This is a genomic window from Pseudomonas sp. ATCC PTA-122608 (assembly GCF_001952855.1).
Taxonomy (GTDB): Bacteria; Pseudomonadota; Gammaproteobacteria; order Pseudomonadales; family Pseudomonadaceae; genus Aquipseudomonas.
Genome location: NZ_LPNO01000001.1, coordinates 240,843 through 257,679 on the forward strand (window position 1 = coordinate 240,843; position 16,837 = coordinate 257,679).

The following is a 16,837-nucleotide window of genomic DNA, read 5'->3' on the forward strand; positions in this document are numbered from 1 at the left end:
GGCACCCTGACATGACCCACAGCACCGGCACCCTTTACATCATTTCTGCCCCATCGGGCGCGGGCAAAAGCAGCCTGGTCAAAGCCCTGACCGACGCTGACGAGCAGATCCGCATCTCGGTGTCCCACACCACCCGCGCCATGCGCCCGGGTGAAGTGAACGGCGTGCACTACCACTTCGTCGAGCGCACCGAGTTCGTCAAGATGATCGAGCACGGTGATTTCCTCGAGCGCGCCGAAGTCTTCGGCAACCTCTACGGCACCTCCCAAAGCCACCTGCAGCAGACCCTGGACGAAGGCCACGACCTGATCCTGGAAATCGACTGGCAGGGCGCCGAGCAAGTGCGCCAACTGATGCCCAAAGCCCGCTCGATCTTCATCCTGCCGCCGTCTTTGGAAGCGTTGCACCAGCGCCTGACCAATCGCGGCCAGGACAGCGACGAGATCATCGAAGGCCGCATGCGCGAAGCCGTCAGTGAAATGAGCCACTACGTCGATTACGACTACCTGATCATCAACGACGATTTCGCTCACGCACTGGACGATCTGAAGGCGATTTTCCGCGCCAATCAGCTCCAGCAAAAGCGTCAGCAGCAGCGTTTCGGCAAATTGTTGGCCGAACTGCTCGGCTGATTGGCTCTTCCCAAAACCGCTGCAAGGGCTTTACATTGGCACTTGTAGCGCGTTTGCGATGGCCTGCGAAAAATCAGCGCTTCCCTAAACGCTGGTGATTTTTTAAACTGTTCAGTCCGCTCGCCCAACCGGGCAGCGCGCATATTGCATTCGCTCCGAGGAATACCATGGCCCGCGTAACCGTTGAAGACTGCCTAGAACACGTGGATAACCGCTTTGAGCTGGTCATGCTCTCTACCAAGCGTGCCCGTCAACTGGCTACTGGCGGCAAAGAGCCTCTGGTCCAGTGGGAAAACGACAAGCCTACCGTTGTAGCCCTGCGTGAAATCGCTGAAGGCCTGATGAGCTACGAGTTCATCGCCAACGCCGAAATCGTTGAAGACGAACCGCTGTTTGCAGCGTTCGAGGACGAGTCCAACGAGGCCGTCTAAGCCTATGCCTGGTCGACGTAGCACGGCGCGGGGTCACAGCCAACGGCAGGAGTTAATACTTTGCCGAGCATAGACGCCCTCGCCGATCGCTTATCGACCTACCTCGGCCCAGACCAGGTCAACCTGGTCCGCCGAGCGTATTTCTACGCCGAACAAGCCCACGACGGCCAACGCCGCCGCAGTGGCGAGGCGTATGTCACGCATCCTCTTGCCGTGGCAAACATTCTTGCCGACATGCACATGGACCATCAGAGTTTGATGGCCGCGATGCTGCATGACGTGATCGAAGACACCGGCATTGCCAAGGAAGCGCTCAGCGCGCAATTTGGCGAAACCGTGGCCGAACTGGTCGACGGGGTCAGCAAACTGACCCAGATGAACTTCGAAACCAAGGCTGAAGCCCAGGCGGAAAACTTCCAGAAGATGGCCATGGCCATGGCCCGGGACATCCGCGTGATCCTGGTAAAGCTGGCCGACCGGCTGCACAACATGCGCACGCTGGAAGTGCTCTCCGGCGAAAAACGCCGGCGCATCGCCAAGGAAACCCTGGAAATCTACGCGCCCATCGCCAACCGGCTGGGCATGCACGCCATTCGTATCGAATTCGAAGACCTCGGCTTCAAAGCCATGCACCCGATGCGTTCCGCGCGCATTTATCAGGCGGTGAAACGCGCCCGGGGCAATCGCAAGGAAATCGTCAACAAGATCGAAGAATCCCTGAGCCATTGCCTGGCGATCGATGAGATCGAGGGCGAAGTCAGCGGCCGGCAGAAACACATCTACGGCATCTACAAGAAGATGCGCGGCAAGCGTCGGGCCTTCAACGAGATCATGGACGTGTACGCGTTCCGGATCATCGTCGACAAGGTCGATACCTGCTACCGCGTGCTGGGCGCTGTGCATAATTTGTACAAACCCCTGCCGGGGCGCTTCAAGGACTACATCGCGATTCCCAAGGCCAACGGCTATCAGTCGCTGCATACCACGCTGTTCGGTATGCACGGGGTGCCGATCGAGATCCAGATCCGCACCCGCGAAATGGAAGAGATGGCCAACAACGGCATCGCCGCCCATTGGCTGTACAAATCCAGCGGCGACGAGCAGCCGAAAGGTACGCATGCCCGCGCCCGCCAGTGGGTCAAGGGCGTGCTGGAAATGCAGCAACGTGCCGGCAACTCCCTGGAATTTATCGAAAGCGTGAAGATCGACCTGTTCCCGGACGAGGTCTACGTGTTCACGCCCAAAGGCCGGATCATGGAGCTGCCCAAAGGCTCCACCGCGGTCGACTTTGCCTACGCGGTGCACACCGACGTGGGTAACAGCTGCATAGCCTGTCGGATCAATCGTCGACTGGCCCCGCTGTCGGAACCGCTGCAAAGCGGCTCCACGGTGGAGATCGTCAGCGCACCGGGCGCACGCCCGAACCCGGCCTGGCTCAACTTTGTGGTCACCGGCAAGGCCCGCACCCACATCCGTCACGCCCTGAAACTGCAGCGCCGCTCCGAGTCCATCAGCCTGGGCGAACGCCTGCTGAACAAGGTACTCAACGGCTTCGACAGCTCCCTGGACAAGATCCCGACCGAGCGCGTGCAGGCGATGCTCCACGAGTACCGCCAGGAACTGATCGAAGACTTGCTGGAAGACATCGGCCTGGGCAACCGCATGGCCTATGTGGTCGCCCGCCGCCTGCTGGGCGAAGGCGAACAGTTGCCAAGCCCCGAAGGCCCGCTGGCGATTCGCGGCACCGAAGGCCTGGTGCTCAGCTACGCCAAGTGCTGCACGCCGATCCCGGGTGACCCGATTGTCGGCCATTTGTCCGCCGGCAAAGGCATGGTGGTGCACCTGGACAACTGCCGCAATATCAGTGAAATCCGCCATAACCCCGAGAAATGCATCCAGCTTTCGTGGGCCAAGGATGTCACCGGCGAATTCAACGTCGAGCTGCGGGTCGAGCTGGAACACCAGCGCGGCCTGATCGCCCTGCTGGCCAGCAGCGTCAATGCGGCCGACGGCAATATCGAGAAAATCAGCATGGACGAACGCGATGGTCGCATCAGCGTGGTCCAACTGGTGGTCAGCGTGCACGACCGCGTGCACCTGGCCCGCGTGATCAAGAAACTGCGCGCCCTGACCGGGGTCATCCGCATCACCCGCATGCGCGCCTAGCCCATTCATTACAAGGAGTCATTCATGACCAAGACTGTTATCACCAGCGACAAGGCACCAGCAGCAATCGGTACTTACTCCCAGGCGATCAAGGCGGGCAATACCGTCTACATGTCCGGCCAGATTCCACTGGACCCAAAAACCATGGAGCTGGTTGAAGGCTTTGAAGCCCAGACCATCCAGGTCTTCGAAAACCTGAAGTCGGTTGCCGAAGCTGCAGGCGGTTCGTTCAAGGACATCGTCAAACTGAACATCTTCCTCACCGACCTGAGCCACTTCGCCAAGGTCAACGAGATCATGGGCAAGTACTTCGAACAGCCGTACCCAGCACGCGCCGCCATCGGCGTTGCCGCCCTGCCAAAGGGCGCGCAGGTTGAGATGGACGCCATTCTGGTCATCGAATAAAACATCCGGCGCAGCGCTTCCACGGGAAGGCTGCGCCGAATTGGTTTTTGGAAGGATTTCGTAATGCGCAAAGCGCTCGTTGCCTCTTCGTTGCTCGCCCTGTTGCTCGGCGGCTGCGCCAGCAATCCCGCCGACCTGGATGTGAGCGGCACCTGGATCAACCAGGCCGCCATCGACGCAGCAGCCAAGGGCGGCCCTTTGCGTGAAGCCCTGCAGAGCTACGGTCCGAACCTCGAATGGGAGGTGAACACCAAAGCGTCTCAGGCACGCTACTACAACGGTTTTGAAGTAGCTGAAGGCAAGTTGCTGGGTGAAAAATCCGGCGCCTGGAGCGTCGATTTCTACGGCAGCTCCGCCACTGAACTCAAGCGTAAAGGCAAACAACTGCTGCAAGGGGCCAATGACAACGAGCCCGAGCAGCTATTTGCCCGTGCCAAGGACCCAGCTCCCGAAGGCGCGCCGCTCGGTGCTAACTTCGAGCGCACCCTGTACGCAGCCTATATGGGCGGCACCTGGAAAATCAGCAGCGGTAATGGCGAAGGCGCGACCGTGCAGTTCCAGGCCAATGGCCAGGTAACCGGCTTGCCCGGCGCTGATCAGTACTCGCTGTGCCTGGCGGGCGATTGCGCCTCCATGAGTGGCGGCTACGACAGCATCTGGCTGCAACTGAACGGCCAGGGCAACCCGTGGATCTTTGCGCGCAAGGGCAAGCAACTGGAGATCTTCCAGGCGATCAACACCGCCCAGGCCGACGAAGTACCCTCGTTTACCCCCGGGCCGCGACAGTGGTTGCTGGAAAAACAGTGATACAGAAACAGGCTCCTGCTTTCTGTAGGCGCTGGCTTGCTCGCGAAGGACGTCCACGGTAACGGTGGCATCCTGAATTAACGCGGTGTCTTTGCGTTTTTCGCGAGCAAGCTCGCTCCTACATTGGGCCCCATTGTTTTTACCGTCCAGGGATTGCCCCATGCGCACATTACTTGTCCTTAGCCTGATTCTGCTGGGCGGCTGCACCCATGCGCCGCAGCCAACCGACATCAGCGGACTATGGATCAATCAGGCAGCCATCGATTCGGCTGCCCAAGGCAGGCCCTTGCTGCGAGCCATTGATGCGCATGGCTTAAATCTGGAATGGAACATCGACACCCGCAGCAACAAGGCGCAAGTCAGCAATGCGTTCGAACTGGGCGAAGGGCAATTGCAGCAAACGGCGCCGGGTGTATGGACCGTCGACTACAACGGTCATGGCACCGATGAACTGCAATTGGATGGCAACCAACTGATTCAGCAGACCACAAAAAATTACGCAGCCCAACGCTTCACCCGCCCCGCCCAACCCGCCGCAGTGGACGCCCAGTGGGGTACGACGTTCAGACGTGCGTTGAACTCGGCCTATGTGGGTGGCCAGTGGAAAATCATTGAAGGCCAGGGCACCGGGAACATCGTAGTGTTCAACGCTGACGGCAGCGTATCCGGCCTGGCGCAAAACAACCGGTACGAGTTATGCCTGGGAGGCGATTGTGCTACTCAAGGGGCTGGCAATGACACCCTCTACCTGGGCAAGGGCGATGTGGGACACAGCTGGATTTTTGTCCGCTACGGCAAACAACTGGAGATTCTCCAGGCGATCAATCAGTCGCAACCGGATGAAATCCCACAGCTCACTCCAGGCCCACGCCAATGGCTGCTGGAAAAACAGTGACGCAAAAAAAGGAGCCCTTGGGCTCCTTTTTCTTTAGGTCGCGATCAACCTTCAAGAATCGCTGCGTACCCTTCGCGATAACTCGGATACTTCGGCCCCCAGCCCAACGCCTTCGCCCGGGCGTTACTGCACCGCTTGCTGCCGGCCCGTCGCACGCTGGCGTCTGCGGCCCATTCGGTTACGCCGAGGTACTCACGCAGCCAGTCCACCACCTCGGCCAATGGTGCGGGAGCATCGTCGACGCCGATGTAGCAGTTGTCCAGTGCGCCACCCTGCTCCACATGAAGCAACAAAAACGCCAGCAGGCCTGCTGCATCGTCAACGTGAATCCGGTTGCCATATAAAGGTGGGTCAATCGTCACGCGATAGCCTTCACGCACCTGGGTCGACAACCGTTCACGGCCCGGCCCATAGATACCGGTAAGGCGCACGACACTGGCGGGAATCCCGCTATCCAACGCCACTTGCTCGGCTTCCAGCATCACTTGTCCGGAATAACCGCCCGCCTGGGTCGCGGAGCTTTCGTCGACCCACTCACCGTTCTGCTGCCCATACACACTGCTACTGGACACAAACAGCAAGTGCTTAGGTTCTTGGCCGTAGTCGTTCAACCATTCCAGCACATGCTGCAACCCTTGCACGTACGCGGCGCGATAGCCTGCTTCGTCGTGATCGGTGGCCGCCGCGCAATACACCAGGTAATCCACCCCGCCCACCGGCCAGGTGTCGGGGCAATCTTCTTTGAACAGGTCGCCGGCAATCCCGATCACGCCCCCGGGAAGGCGCGAGACATCCCGCCGCAGGCCATGAACCTCCCAGCCCTTGGCCAGCAATTGGGTGGCCAGACGGCTACCGACATCGCCGCAACCGGCAATCACCACAGAAGGCGCAGACATCACAAAACTCCATTCTTAAAGGTCAAGATTAGCCCCCACAGATGACCAGCGGCCAGCAAAACGACAAATAAAGTATCCGTATTGCTTCTGTTAACAAGAATTACTTGCAATAATAACCGCCCTTTTGTCCTCGACCCGATACGGTCTGGAAGGACACCCACTCATTCTTTCTCTCAGGTCCGGCCAGCATGACACGCAATAAATTCCCCGCTTCGCCAACCAAGCCTCACAGCCCATCCCGCGCCTGGCGTGCGATAGCTGCAGTGCTGTTCAGCGTTCTGCTGGCTCCGACCGCCGCGTTCGCCGATAACACCGCACCAGCCACCCCGCCTGCTGCCACTGCGCCAGCCCCCGAGCAAAATGCTCCTGCGCCAGCCGCCGCACCCGCTGCCACCGACCCGGCCCTGGCCGCCGAAGGCGCACCGGCTGACGATTCCGGCGTCGTGCTGGAAGAAGACAACAGCCTGGGCATGGCCCACGACCTGTCGCCCTGGGGCATGTACCAGAACGCTGACATCATCGTGAAGATCGTGATGATCGGCCTGGCCATCGCCTCGATCATCACCTGGACCATCTGGATCGCCAAGGGCTTCGAGCTGCTGGGCGCCAAGCGTCGCCTGCGCACTGAAATCGTCCACCTGAAAAAAGCCACCACCCTTAAAGAAGCCAGCGAAAGCGCGGCGAAGAAGGGTACCCTGGCACACCTGCTGGTTCACGACGCACTCGAAGAGATGCGCCTGTCCGCCAACACACGTGAAAAAGAAGGCATCAAGGAACGCGTCAGCTTCCGTCTTGAGCGCCTGGTTGCCGCCTGCGGTCGCAACATGAGCAACGGCACCGGCGTGCTGGCCACCATCGGTTCCACCGCGCCCTTCGTCGGCCTGTTCGGTACCGTGTGGGGCATCATGAACAGCTTCATCGGCATCGCCAAAACCCAGACCACCAACCTCGCCGTCGTGGCTCCCGGCATCGCCGAAGCCCTGCTGGCAACGGCACTGGGCCTGGTTGCCGCGATTCCTGCGGTAGTCATCTACAACGTCTTCGCCCGTTCGATCGCCGGCTACAAGGCCCAGGTATCAGACGCTTCGGCAGAAGTCCTGTTGCTGGTCAGCCGTGACCTCGATCACCTGCCTACCGAGCGCAGCTCGCAACCGCATATGGTGAAAGTGGGGTAATCGGCCATGGGCCTGCATTTGAATCAAGGCGACGACGAGCTCGTCGAGAACCACGAAATCAACGTCACGCCGTTTATCGACGTGATGCTGGTGCTGCTGATCATCTTCATGGTGGCCGCACCACTGGCCACTGTGGACATCAAGGTCGACCTGCCCGCCTCCAGCGCGAAACCTGCGCCGCGGCCGGAGAAACCGATATTCCTCAGCGTCAAGGCGGACCAACGTCTGTTCCTGGGCGAAGAAGAAGTCAAATCCGAAACCCTGGGCGCGGTGCTCGACGCCAAGACCCAGGGCAAGAAAGACACGACGATCTTCTTCCAGGCCGACAAGGGCGTGGACTACGGCGACCTGATGAGCGTGATGGATGCCCTGCGGGCAGCCGGCTACCTCAAGGTAGGCCTGGTCGGACTTGAGACGGCAGCCAAGAAATGATCACGACGCGCCACAAACTGACGCGTTATGGCACCAGCCTCGCCGTCGTGCTGGGCGTCCACGCCGTCGCGATCATCATCGCGCTCCAGTGGTCGGCGCCACATATGGTCCAGCTGCCTCCGGCGGCCATGGTTATCGACCTGGCACCGATGCCGGCGCCTCCACCTCCGGCCCCGCCGAAGGTGGTAACGCCGCCGCAACCGCCCGCGCCGGTGGAAGAGCTGCCATTGCCGAAACTGGCCGAGGCACCGAAGCCGACGATCCAGGTGCCAAAGCCGGTCAAACCCAAGCCAAAACCACAGCCGCCCAAGCCTGTGGAGAAGAAGCCCGATCCGCCCAAGGAGAAACCTTCCGAGGAGCCACCGAGCGAAACTCCGCAGAACAACGCGCCTACGGAGAAGTCCGCTCAGCCACAACCGGGCCCTTCACCGCAGCAGATCGCGGCCAAGGCCACCTGGGAAAGTACCCTGCTGGGCCACCTGCAGAAGTACAAGAAGTACCCGCCGGGCGCCCAGGCGCGTGGCAAGGAAGGTCTGAACCGCCTGCGTTTCGTGGTAGATGCCGACGGTAACGTACTGTCCTATGAACTGGTGGGCCGCTCTGGCAACGCCGATCTGGACCGCGCCACCCTCGACATGATTCGTCGCGCCCAGCCGCTGCCCAAGCCGCCGGCCGACATGTTGAAAGGCGGCAGCATCGAGATCGTTGCGCCGTTCGTTTACAACATCGAAAAACGTCGCCGGTAATCCTCTCCGTGGGCACTCTCGGGTGCCCACGGCTGCTACGTCTCCCTGCCTATCGCCGCAAGCTGAACCCCAGTTGAACAGGCCTCAACCTAACTTTATCTTCACTTGTAACATTTAAAGACAAAGCCAATCATCCGCGAATCGTTCTCATTAGCGGACATTCGGCATGCCCAACCTTGCCCGGCTGGCTCTTCTCCTACTGGCTTTTCCCGTCGCAGCGCAAGCGGATCAGTTGGTCACCCTAGTCATTCAAAACCACACCTTCAGCCCCTCGACGTTCGAGGTGCCGGCCGGGGAACGCTTTCGTATTCAACTCACCAGCCATGACGAAAGCGTCGATGAGTTCGAAAGCTATGACATGAAATTCGAAAAAATCATCGTCCCCGGCAACACCGTTACGGTGTTCGCCGGCCCGCTGCATCCCGGCACCTACACCTTCTTCGATGACTACCACCCGGACCAGGCCAAAGGCACGGTCACTGCGGTCGCGGCCAAGGAGTAAGCCATGCTGGCCTGTCTGTTGATCGTGTTTCGAGAAGTACTGGAAGCCGGGATCGTGGTGGGGATTGTGATGGCCGCCACCCAAGGCCTGGCCAGACGCGGGCTGTTCATTGGTGGAGGAATCGCGGCCGGCGTACTCGGTGCCGGCGTCCTCGCGCTCTTTACCGGCGCAATCACCCAGGCGCTGCAAGGCTTCGGCCAAGAAATTTTCAACGCGGCCATTCTGGTGGTCGCCGTGGTGATGCTGGGCTGGCACAACCTGTGGATGGCCAGCCACGGTCGCGAGCTGGCGACCCAACTGCGCAGCGCCGGCAATGCCGTACTCAACGGCGAAAAATCACTCTGGGCCCTGGCCGTAGTGATTACCGTCGCCGTACTGCGCGAAGGCTCGGAAATCGTGCTGTTCCTTTACGGCATCGCCGCGTCGAGCCAGGCAGACCCGCTCTCGATGCTGACCGGCGGCGTGCTCGGCATCGCTGCCGGGGCCGCGTTGTCCTGGCTGATGTACCGCGGCCTGGTCGCCATCAGCCTCAAGCGCCTGTTCTCGATTACCGGCTGGATGATCGCCTTGCTCGCCGCCGGCATGGCCGGCCGGGCCGCCGCGATCCTTGCCGGTATCGACCTGATTCCCGCCTGGGGCTACCAGCTCTGGGACACCTCCTGGCTGGTCTCCGATGGCAGCCTCACAGGCCGGGCACTGACCGCGCTGGTGGGCTACACCGACCGGCCACTGGGCGTCCAGTTGGTTGCCTGGTCCGTCACCCTCGCGCTCCTGGTGCTGGGTAACCGCTTACTGCATTCACGCGCGACACAATCACCTTAACCGCCCCAGGAGCCCCACCATGAAACCTCTGCGCAATCCCTTGGCCGCCGCACTGCTGCTTGTCAGCGCCGTGGCCGCTTCCTCCCTCGCCCAGGCCCGCGAATACCCGATCGGCGGGCCAGTCCAGATCAACGATATGGAAATCGCCTCCTCCTATCTGGTGGGCATCGAAATGGCGCCGATGCCGCCGGGCATGGTGATGAGCAAGGACTCGGTGCACCTTGAAACGGACGTGCACGCCACCGCCGACAACAAGTACGGCCTGTCCAACGGCGAGTGGGTGCCCTACCTGACCATCAGCTACTCGCTGGTCAAGCAAGGTTCGCCCGACTACAAGGAAATCGGTACGTTGCTGCCGATGGTGGCCAAAGACGGCGCCCACTACGCGAACAACGTGAAGATGGACGGCCCCGGCACCTACACCGTGGTATTGCGCTATGAAAGCCCGCAAATCAAAGGTTTCTTCCACCATGTGGACAAGGAAACCGGCGTGCCTGACTGGTGGGCTCCCTTCACCGAAACCTTCACCTTCAAGTACCCGCAGAAGTGAAATACCGGGCCGTGATACTCGATTAACCAGTGTCGTGGCCCCTACGCTGTCTGATAACGTGCGTCTATCGATTGCAGCCGGTATGCTTGGCCCGCAACCTCATGGACGCCCGCTATGACTCTTACAGAATTACGCTACATCGTTACCCTCGCCCAAGAGCAGCACTTCGGCCACGCGGCCGAGCGTTGCCACGTCAGCCAGCCGACGCTGTCGGTGGGTGTGAAGAAGCTTGAAGACGAACTCGGTGTGCTGATTTTCGAGCGCAGCAAAAGCGCCGTGCGCCTCACGCCCGTCGGCGAAGGCATCGTCGCCCAGGCCCAGAAGGTTCTGGAACAGGCCCAAAGCATTCGCGAGCTGGCCCAGGCTGGCAAGAACCAGCTGACCGCCCCGCTGAAAGTCGGCGCCATCTACACCGTCGGCCCGTACCTGTTCCCCCACTTGATTCCGCAACTGCACCGCGTCGCGCCGCAGATGCCGCTGTATATCGAAGAAAACTTCACCCACGTGCTGCGCGACAAACTGCGTAACGGCGAACTGGACGCGATCATCATCGCCCTGCCGTTCAACGAGGCAGACGTGCTGACCCTGCCGCTCTACGATGAGCCGTTCTACGTGCTGATGCCGGCGTCCCACCCGTGGACGCAAAAAGAAACCATCGACGCCGCCCTGCTCAATGACAAGAGCCTGCTGTTGCTGGGCGAAGGCCACTGCTTCCGCGACCAGGTGCTGGAAGCCTGCCCGACCCTGACCAAGGGCAATGACGGCGCCAAGCACACCACCGTGGAATCCAGCTCCCTGGAAACCATTCGCCACATGGTCGCCTCCGGCCTGGGCATTTCGATCCTGCCGCTGTCGGCGGTGGACAGCCATCACTACGCCCCCGGCGTGATCGCCGTGCGCCCACTGACGCCGCCGGTGCCGTTCCGTACCGTGGCGATCGCCTGGCGCGCCAGCTTCCCGCGGCCGAAAGCGATTGAAATCCTCGCCGACTCGATCCGCCTGTGTTCGGTGGCCAAACCGCCTGCTGCGAGCTAAGTAACGGTATGACTGAGCTGTCGCAGGTGTCGGTGACGGCACTCAAGGGTGTCGGGGAAGCCATGGCCGAGAAATTGGCCAAGGTCGGCCTGGAAAATCTCCAGGACGTGTTGTTCCACCTGCCCCTGCGTTACCAGGACCGCACCCGCGTAGTGCCCATCGGCCAACTGCGCCCGGGGCAGGACGCGGTGGTTGAAGGCACCGTCAGCGGCGCCGATGTGGTGATGGGCAAGCGCCGCAGCTTGGTCGTGCGCCTGCAAGACGGCACCGGCGGCCTGAGCCTGCGCTTCTACCATTTCAGCAACGCCCAGAAGGAAGGCCTCAAGCGTGGCACCCGCGTGCGTTGCTACGGCGAAGCCCGGCCCGGCGCTTCGGGGCTGGAAATCTACCACCCGGAATACCGCGCCATTACCGGCGACGAACCGCCGCCAGTGGACACTACCCTCACACCGATCTACCCGCTCACCGAAGGCCTGACCCAACAGCGCCTGCGCCAGTTGTGCATGCAAACCCTGACGATGCTCGGGCCAAAAAGCCTGCCCGACTGGCTGCCTCAGGAACTGGCGCGCGACTATCAACTCGCACCGCTGGATGATGCGATTCGCTACCTGCATCACCCACCTGCCGACGCCGATGTCGACGAGCTGGCCCTCGGTCATCACTGGGCCCAGCATCGCCTGGCATTCGAAGAACTGCTGACCCACCAACTGTCCCAGCAACGCCTGCGCGAGAGCATGCGTTCCCTGCGCGCGCCGGCGATGCCCAAGGCCACACGTCTTCCGGCTCAATATCTGGCCAACCTGGGGTTTGCACCGACGGGCGCCCAGCAAAGGGTCGGCAATGAAATCGCCTACGACCTGAGCCAGAAAGAACCCATGCTGCGGCTGATCCAGGGCGACGTAGGCGCGGGTAAAACCGTGGTCGCCGCACTCGCCGCGTTGCAGGCCCTCGAAGCGGGTTATCAGGTTGCACTGATGGCGCCTACCGAGATTCTTGCCGAACAGCACTTCATCACCTTCAAGCGCTGGCTCGAACCACTGGGCCTGGAAGTCGCGTGGCTGGCCGGCAAGCTCAAGGGCAAGAACCGCGTATCGGCCCTGGAACAAATCGCCGCCGGCGCCCCGATGGTGGTGGGCACCCACGCGCTGTTCCAGGACGAAGTGAAGTTCAAGAACCTCGCGCTGGTGATCATCGACGAACAGCACCGCTTCGGCGTGCAGCAGCGCCTGGCCCTGCGCCAGAAAGGCGTGGGCGGCCGCATGAGCCCGCACCAGTTGATCATGACCGCCACACCGATCCCGCGCACCCTGGCCATGAGCGCCTACGCTGACCTCGACACTTCGATCCTCGACGAACTGCCGCCGGGCCGAACGCCGGTCAACACGGTGCTGGTCACCGACACTCGCCGGGTCGAAGTGATCGAACGGGTGCGCGGTGCCTGTGCCGAAGGCCGTCAGGCGTATTGGGTGTGCACGCTGATCGAAGAGTCCGAAGAACTGACCTGCCAGGCTGCCGAAACCACCTATGAAGACCTCACCAGCGCCTTGGGCGAACTCAAGGTCGGGCTGATCCACGGCCGCATGAAGCCGGTGGAAAAGGCCGCGGTGATGGCCGAGTTCAAGGCCGGCAATTTGCAATTGCTGGTGGCGACCACCGTCATCGAAGTCGGCGTCGACGTGCCCAACGCCAGCCTGATGATCATCGAGAACCCCGAGCGCCTTGGCCTGGCCCAACTGCACCAATTACGTGGCCGCGTCGGCCGGGGCAGCGCTGCCAGCCATTGTGTGCTGCTGTACCACCCGCCACTGTCGCAGGTGGGCCGCCAGCGCCTGGGCATCATGCGTGAGACCAACGACGGTTTCGTGATCGCCGAAAAAGACCTCGAACTGCGCGGCCCCGGCGAAATGCTCGGCACCCGCCAGACCGGCCTGCTGCAATTCAAGGTCGCCGACCTGATGCGCGACGCCGACCTGTTGCCCGCCGTGCGCGATGCCGCCCAGGCGTTGATCGAGCGCTGGCCGGAGCATGTCAGCCCGTTACTGGATCGCTGGCTCAGGCATGGGCAGCAATACGGCCAAGTGTGACGCTGACCCACCGTAGGAGCGAGCTTGCTCGCGAAAAACCTGAGGGCGCCGCGTTGAATCAGGATGCCCGCATCATCGTTAACGACCTTCGCGAGCAAGCTCGCGCCTACACAGGCCTGCAATAGCCGACAGTGTCACAAACCGCACTTAGACGACCCTCACTTGTATCAAGCTGGTTATACTCCAATGACTGTAGGAAATTGGATTCAGGCCATGTCAGAAGTTGCCCTCGCCACAGCCCCGCCGACCGCACCCTCGGTGATTCGGACGCTGCTTGCAAAGCTCGCTATCAGCTACACGGAAGTTGCCGAACGCCCTGGCCTGAACCCGGCACAAAAGGTTCAGGCAGTGTTGCTCGATGATGCCGTGGGTGCACTCATGGTGCTGTTTCCACAGAGTCAGCTGCTGGACCTCAATCGCCTGGCCGAACTTACCGGCCGCCGCCTCACGGCCGTGTCGCCGGAGCGCCTCGAGCGCATGCTCGGCAAACACAGCCTGAGCCTGCTGCCTGGCCTGCCGCCGCTCACCAGCTCGCCGTGCCTGTACGAAGAAAGCCTGTTGCGTGAGCCAACCGTGCTGGTGCACTCGGGCGAGGCCGGGCTGCTGCTGGAGATTTCCAGCGACGCCTTCAAGAGCATGCTGACCAAGGCCAGTGCCGCGCATTTCGGCGAGCCGCTGAGCAGCATCCGGCCGAACCTGGATCGCCCCAACGACGACCGCGAGGAAATCACCCAGGCAATGCAGGCGTTCACCGCCCGCCGTATCCAGCAGCGCCTGGAAGCGACCATCGAGATTCCACCGCTGGCCGACACGGCGCAGAAGATCATCAAGCTGCGGGTCGACCCCAACGCCACCATCGACGACATCACCGGCGTGGTGGAAACCGACCCGGCCCTGGCCGCCCAAGTGGTGAGCTGGGCTGCATCGCCCTACTACGCCTCGCCGGGCAAGATCCGCTCGGTGGAAGACGCCATCGTGCGCGTGCTGGGCTTTGACCTGGTGATCAACCTTGCGCTGGGCCTGGCCCTGGGCAAGACCTTGAGCCTGCCCAAGGACCACCCGCAACAGGCCACGCCGTACTGGCACCAGTCGATCTACACCGCCGCGGTGATCGAAGGCCTGACCCGCGCCATGCCCCGCGCCCAGCGCCCGGAAGCCGGCCTGACCTACCTGGCCGGCCTGCTGCACAACTTCGGCTACCTGTTGCTGGCCCACGTCTTCCCGCCGCATTTCTCGCTGATCTGCCGGCACCTGGAGGTCAACCCGCACCTGTGCCACAGCTACATCGAACAGCACCTGCTGGGTATCAGCCGCGAGCAGATTGGTGCGTGGTTGATGCGTTACTGGGACATGCCGGACGAACTGTCCACGGCCCTGCGCTTCCAGCACGACCCGACCTACGACGGGCAATATGCGGAATACCCGAACCTGGTGTGCCTGGCCGTACGTTTGTTGCGCAGCCGGGGGATCGGCTCCGGGCCGGATGAAGACATCCCGGACGAACTGCTTGAGCGCCTGGGGCTGACCCGGGACAAGGCAGAGGATGTGGTGGCCAAAGTGCTGGATGCGGAAACGTTGCTGCGCGAACTGGCGTCGCAGTTCAGCCAAGGCTAAAACCTCAGCAGATCAATGTGGCGAGGGAGCTTGCTCCCSCTGGRGTGCGCAGCGCTCCCAAAAAARCCGGGGGCCGCTTCGCAGCCCAGCGGGAGCAAGCTCCCTCGCCACAACAAGCATTTTCACCGCATAAGTTGTGGTGCAGCCATCAAGCCTTCGGCTTTTTCTTCGGCTTCAAATACTTGGTCAACCCCTGGAACCAGATCACCAGCGCCGGGTTGCCCTTGATCTGGATCGACTTGTCCTGAATCCCCGTCATGAACGCCAGTTGTTTGTTCTTCGCCTGCATCGTGGCGAAGCCGTAGGCGGCGTCCTTGAAGGCAATAGCAAACGCAGGCGCGGGATGAACACCCGAACGGCTGGTGATGCGCTGGTCTTTGACGATGAAGTGACGAGCAACCTTGCCGTCGAGGGTCTGCAGCTGGAACGCCAGGTCCTTGTCACCCAACTGCTGCTGGAACGCAGGGTTGGTGCGGCTGGCTTTGCCCATCAACAGGCCAAGCATCCAGAGAAGAAAACGAAATTTCATGCACACGGCCTCAGTGTAATTATTGGGTGGCCGCAGCAGTTTAACGATTTGCGCAAATAACGCTACCGATCTCCCGTTTTAGCAGGAGATCGGCTGGCGTTTACCGCTTATAGCAACAACTTTGCTTAGACGTTAGGGCAAGGAACCGGTGCCCAATCCGCCAGGTTTGGATCGCGGCAAGTGCCTTCGATCTGCGCTTTACCGGCGCTGGCAACCTGCTTGCTTTCAGCTTGCTTGGTCTGGGCGGTCTGGATGGTTTTCTCGGTCGCTACGGCTTCTTTCGGCACGGTTGGCAGCACCGGCTTCTTCGCGACTTTTACCGGCTTCTTGCCTTTGGCTGGCGTCACCACCGGCGTGGTATCGGCAGTCGCAACAGTAACGACGTCGGCACGTTGTACGCCCACTTGTTGCAGATCCTGCTCGTACGCCTGGGTGTAGTTGTTCAGGTCTTCGCTGGCCTTGCCGTTTACCGCGACGATCAGGTCGTTGGACTCTTTCAGGCCCGAGACGATTTCTGCCAGGCGCTTGCGGCCTTCGGTGTCGTTAACGGTCTTGGCCTTGCGGTCAGCCACCAGCTTGGTGAATGCGCTCTGATAGCACTGCTGGGACGCCTTGGCATACGCGGTGCTGCGATCAATGTCGGAAGCGCGCTTGTTGACGTCAGTGGCGTAGGAGGCGATGCGCTGGTTGTCATCGGTGATCTGCTTCTGGCGCTCGGTGTAGTAACCCGCTGCACCACCGGCCAGGGCGCCGCCCGCTGCGCCGATCGCGGCGTTGCGGCCACGCTTGTCGGAGTCGCCGGTCAGGGCGCCCAGCAAAGCACCACCGGCCGCACCGATTGCAGCGCCGGTGACTACCGACTTGGTCAGGTCCGAATCGGTAGCGCGCAGGTGCTGCACCGGCTCGTAGCAGTTCGGGTAGTACTCGACCTTGGTGGTCGAGGAGACCTTGTTGGTCGGCGACGTTGCGCAACCAGTCAGCACGGTGCTGAAACCAGCTGCGATCAACAGCAGATGACGCTTGGAAACCGCCTTACGGGAAAAAATCATCGTTGTGTTCTCTTTTAAGTTTGACTTGCCCAGCACGGCCCACCGCCGCCTGAGTCCTTTCCAAGCT

Annotated in this window: 18 protein-coding genes; 15 read left to right on the top strand and 3 right to left on the bottom strand. The window is 61.4% G+C overall.

Going from position 1 to position 16,837, the window contains the following annotated elements; translation table 11 throughout:
• Positions 1 to 11 precede the first annotated feature (11 nt).
• From gmk to AU074_RS01230, 6 genes are all read left to right on the top strand, one after another.
• Positions 12 to 632, top strand: coding sequence for a guanylate kinase (gmk, locus tag AU074_RS01205; RefSeq protein WP_003213284.1), 621 nt, complete (start codon positions 12 to 14; stop codon positions 630 to 632).
• A gap of 167 nt (positions 633 to 799) precedes the next feature.
• On the top strand, positions 800 to 1,063 hold the full coding sequence (rpoZ, locus tag AU074_RS01210; protein ID WP_003176920.1) for a DNA-directed RNA polymerase subunit omega: 264 nt from the start codon (positions 800 to 802) through the stop codon (positions 1,061 to 1,063).
• A gap of 60 nt (positions 1,064 to 1,123) precedes the next feature.
• A complete protein-coding gene (gene spoT, locus AU074_RS01215) occupies positions 1,124 to 3,229 on the top strand; it encodes a bifunctional GTP diphosphokinase/guanosine-3',5'-bis pyrophosphate 3'-pyrophosphohydrolase (protein ID WP_076013153.1) in 2,106 nt (701 codons plus the stop codon).
• Positions 3,230 to 3,253: 24 nt separating this feature from the next.
• Positions 3,254 to 3,634, top strand: coding sequence for a RidA family protein (locus AU074_RS01220; RefSeq protein ID WP_003213288.1), 381 nt, complete (start codon positions 3,254 to 3,256; stop codon positions 3,632 to 3,634).
• Positions 3,635 to 3,697: 63 nt separating this feature from the next.
• Positions 3,698 to 4,441 (top strand): hypothetical protein, encoded by a 744-nt coding sequence (locus tag AU074_RS01225; protein ID WP_076013154.1) that lies wholly within the window; start codon positions 3,698 to 3,700, stop codon positions 4,439 to 4,441.
• A gap of 160 nt (positions 4,442 to 4,601) precedes the next feature.
• Positions 4,602 to 5,336, top strand: a complete 735-nt coding sequence (locus AU074_RS01230) for a hypothetical protein (protein ID WP_076013155.1) — start codon at positions 4,602 to 4,604, stop codon at positions 5,334 to 5,336.
• A gap of 44 nt (positions 5,337 to 5,380) precedes the next feature.
• Here AU074_RS01230 and AU074_RS01235 read toward each other — a convergent pair whose 3' ends face one another.
• Positions 5,381 to 6,232, bottom strand: a complete 852-nt coding sequence (locus tag AU074_RS01235) for an NAD-dependent epimerase/dehydratase family protein (RefSeq protein ID WP_076013156.1) — start codon at positions 6,230 to 6,232, stop codon at positions 5,381 to 5,383.
• 188 nt (positions 6,233 to 6,420) lie between these two features.
• On the opposite strand from AU074_RS01235, the gene exbB reads away from it, so the two are divergent.
• The 9 genes from exbB to AU074_RS01280 all read left to right on the top strand — a co-directional run bounded on the left by exbB (position 6,421) and on the right by AU074_RS01280 (position 15,192).
• The gene (exbB, locus tag AU074_RS01240; RefSeq protein ID WP_076013157.1) at positions 6,421 to 7,407 is read left to right on the top strand and encodes a tonB-system energizer ExbB; all 987 of its coding nucleotides are present in this window, start codon (positions 6,421 to 6,423) and stop codon (positions 7,405 to 7,407) included.
• Between the two features lie 6 nt (positions 7,408 to 7,413).
• Complete coding sequence (exbD, locus tag AU074_RS01245; protein WP_017476711.1) at positions 7,414 to 7,839, top strand: TonB system transport protein ExbD; 426 nt, start codon at positions 7,414 to 7,416, stop codon at positions 7,837 to 7,839.
• The gene (locus AU074_RS01250) at positions 7,836 to 8,585 is read left to right on the top strand and encodes an energy transducer TonB (protein ID WP_076013158.1); all 750 of its coding nucleotides are present in this window, start codon (positions 7,836 to 7,838) and stop codon (positions 8,583 to 8,585) included. The genes exbD and AU074_RS01250 overlap by 4 nt, the downstream gene beginning before the upstream one ends.
• Positions 8,586 to 8,751: 166 nt before the next feature.
• A complete protein-coding gene (locus tag AU074_RS01255; protein WP_076013159.1) occupies positions 8,752 to 9,087 on the top strand; it encodes a cupredoxin domain-containing protein in 336 nt (111 codons plus the stop codon).
• 3 nt (positions 9,088 to 9,090) lie between these two features.
• A complete protein-coding gene (locus tag AU074_RS01260) occupies positions 9,091 to 9,909 on the top strand; it encodes an FTR1 family protein (protein WP_076013160.1) in 819 nt (272 codons plus the stop codon).
• Positions 9,910 to 9,928: 19 nt separating this feature from the next.
• The gene (locus tag AU074_RS01265) at positions 9,929 to 10,459 is read left to right on the top strand and encodes an iron transporter (protein ID WP_076013161.1); all 531 of its coding nucleotides are present in this window, start codon (positions 9,929 to 9,931) and stop codon (positions 10,457 to 10,459) included.
• 114 nt (positions 10,460 to 10,573) lie between these two features.
• The gene (locus AU074_RS01270) at positions 10,574 to 11,494 is read left to right on the top strand and encodes a hydrogen peroxide-inducible genes activator (protein WP_017476716.1); all 921 of its coding nucleotides are present in this window, start codon (positions 10,574 to 10,576) and stop codon (positions 11,492 to 11,494) included.
• Between the two features lie 8 nt (positions 11,495 to 11,502).
• Positions 11,503 to 13,578, top strand: coding sequence for an ATP-dependent DNA helicase RecG (gene recG / locus AU074_RS01275; protein ID WP_076013162.1), 2,076 nt, complete (start codon positions 11,503 to 11,505; stop codon positions 13,576 to 13,578).
• 213 nt (positions 13,579 to 13,791) lie between these two features.
• A complete protein-coding gene (locus AU074_RS01280) occupies positions 13,792 to 15,192 on the top strand; it encodes an aminoacyl-tRNA deacylase and HDOD domain-containing protein (RefSeq protein ID WP_076013163.1) in 1,401 nt (466 codons plus the stop codon).
• Positions 15,193 to 15,340: 148 nt separating this feature from the next.
• Here the strand turns inward: AU074_RS01280 and AU074_RS01285 are convergent, their stop codons facing one another.
• Together AU074_RS01285 and tagQ are read right to left on the bottom strand one after the other, a co-directional pair.
• A complete protein-coding gene (locus AU074_RS01285) occupies positions 15,341 to 15,721 on the bottom strand; it encodes a hypothetical protein (protein ID WP_010168229.1) in 381 nt (126 codons plus the stop codon).
• A gap of 125 nt (positions 15,722 to 15,846) precedes the next feature.
• Positions 15,847 to 16,770, bottom strand: coding sequence for a type VI secretion system-associated lipoprotein TagQ (tagQ, locus tag AU074_RS01290; RefSeq protein ID WP_076013164.1), 924 nt, complete (start codon positions 16,768 to 16,770; stop codon positions 15,847 to 15,849).
• Positions 16,771 to 16,837 lie beyond the last annotated feature (67 nt).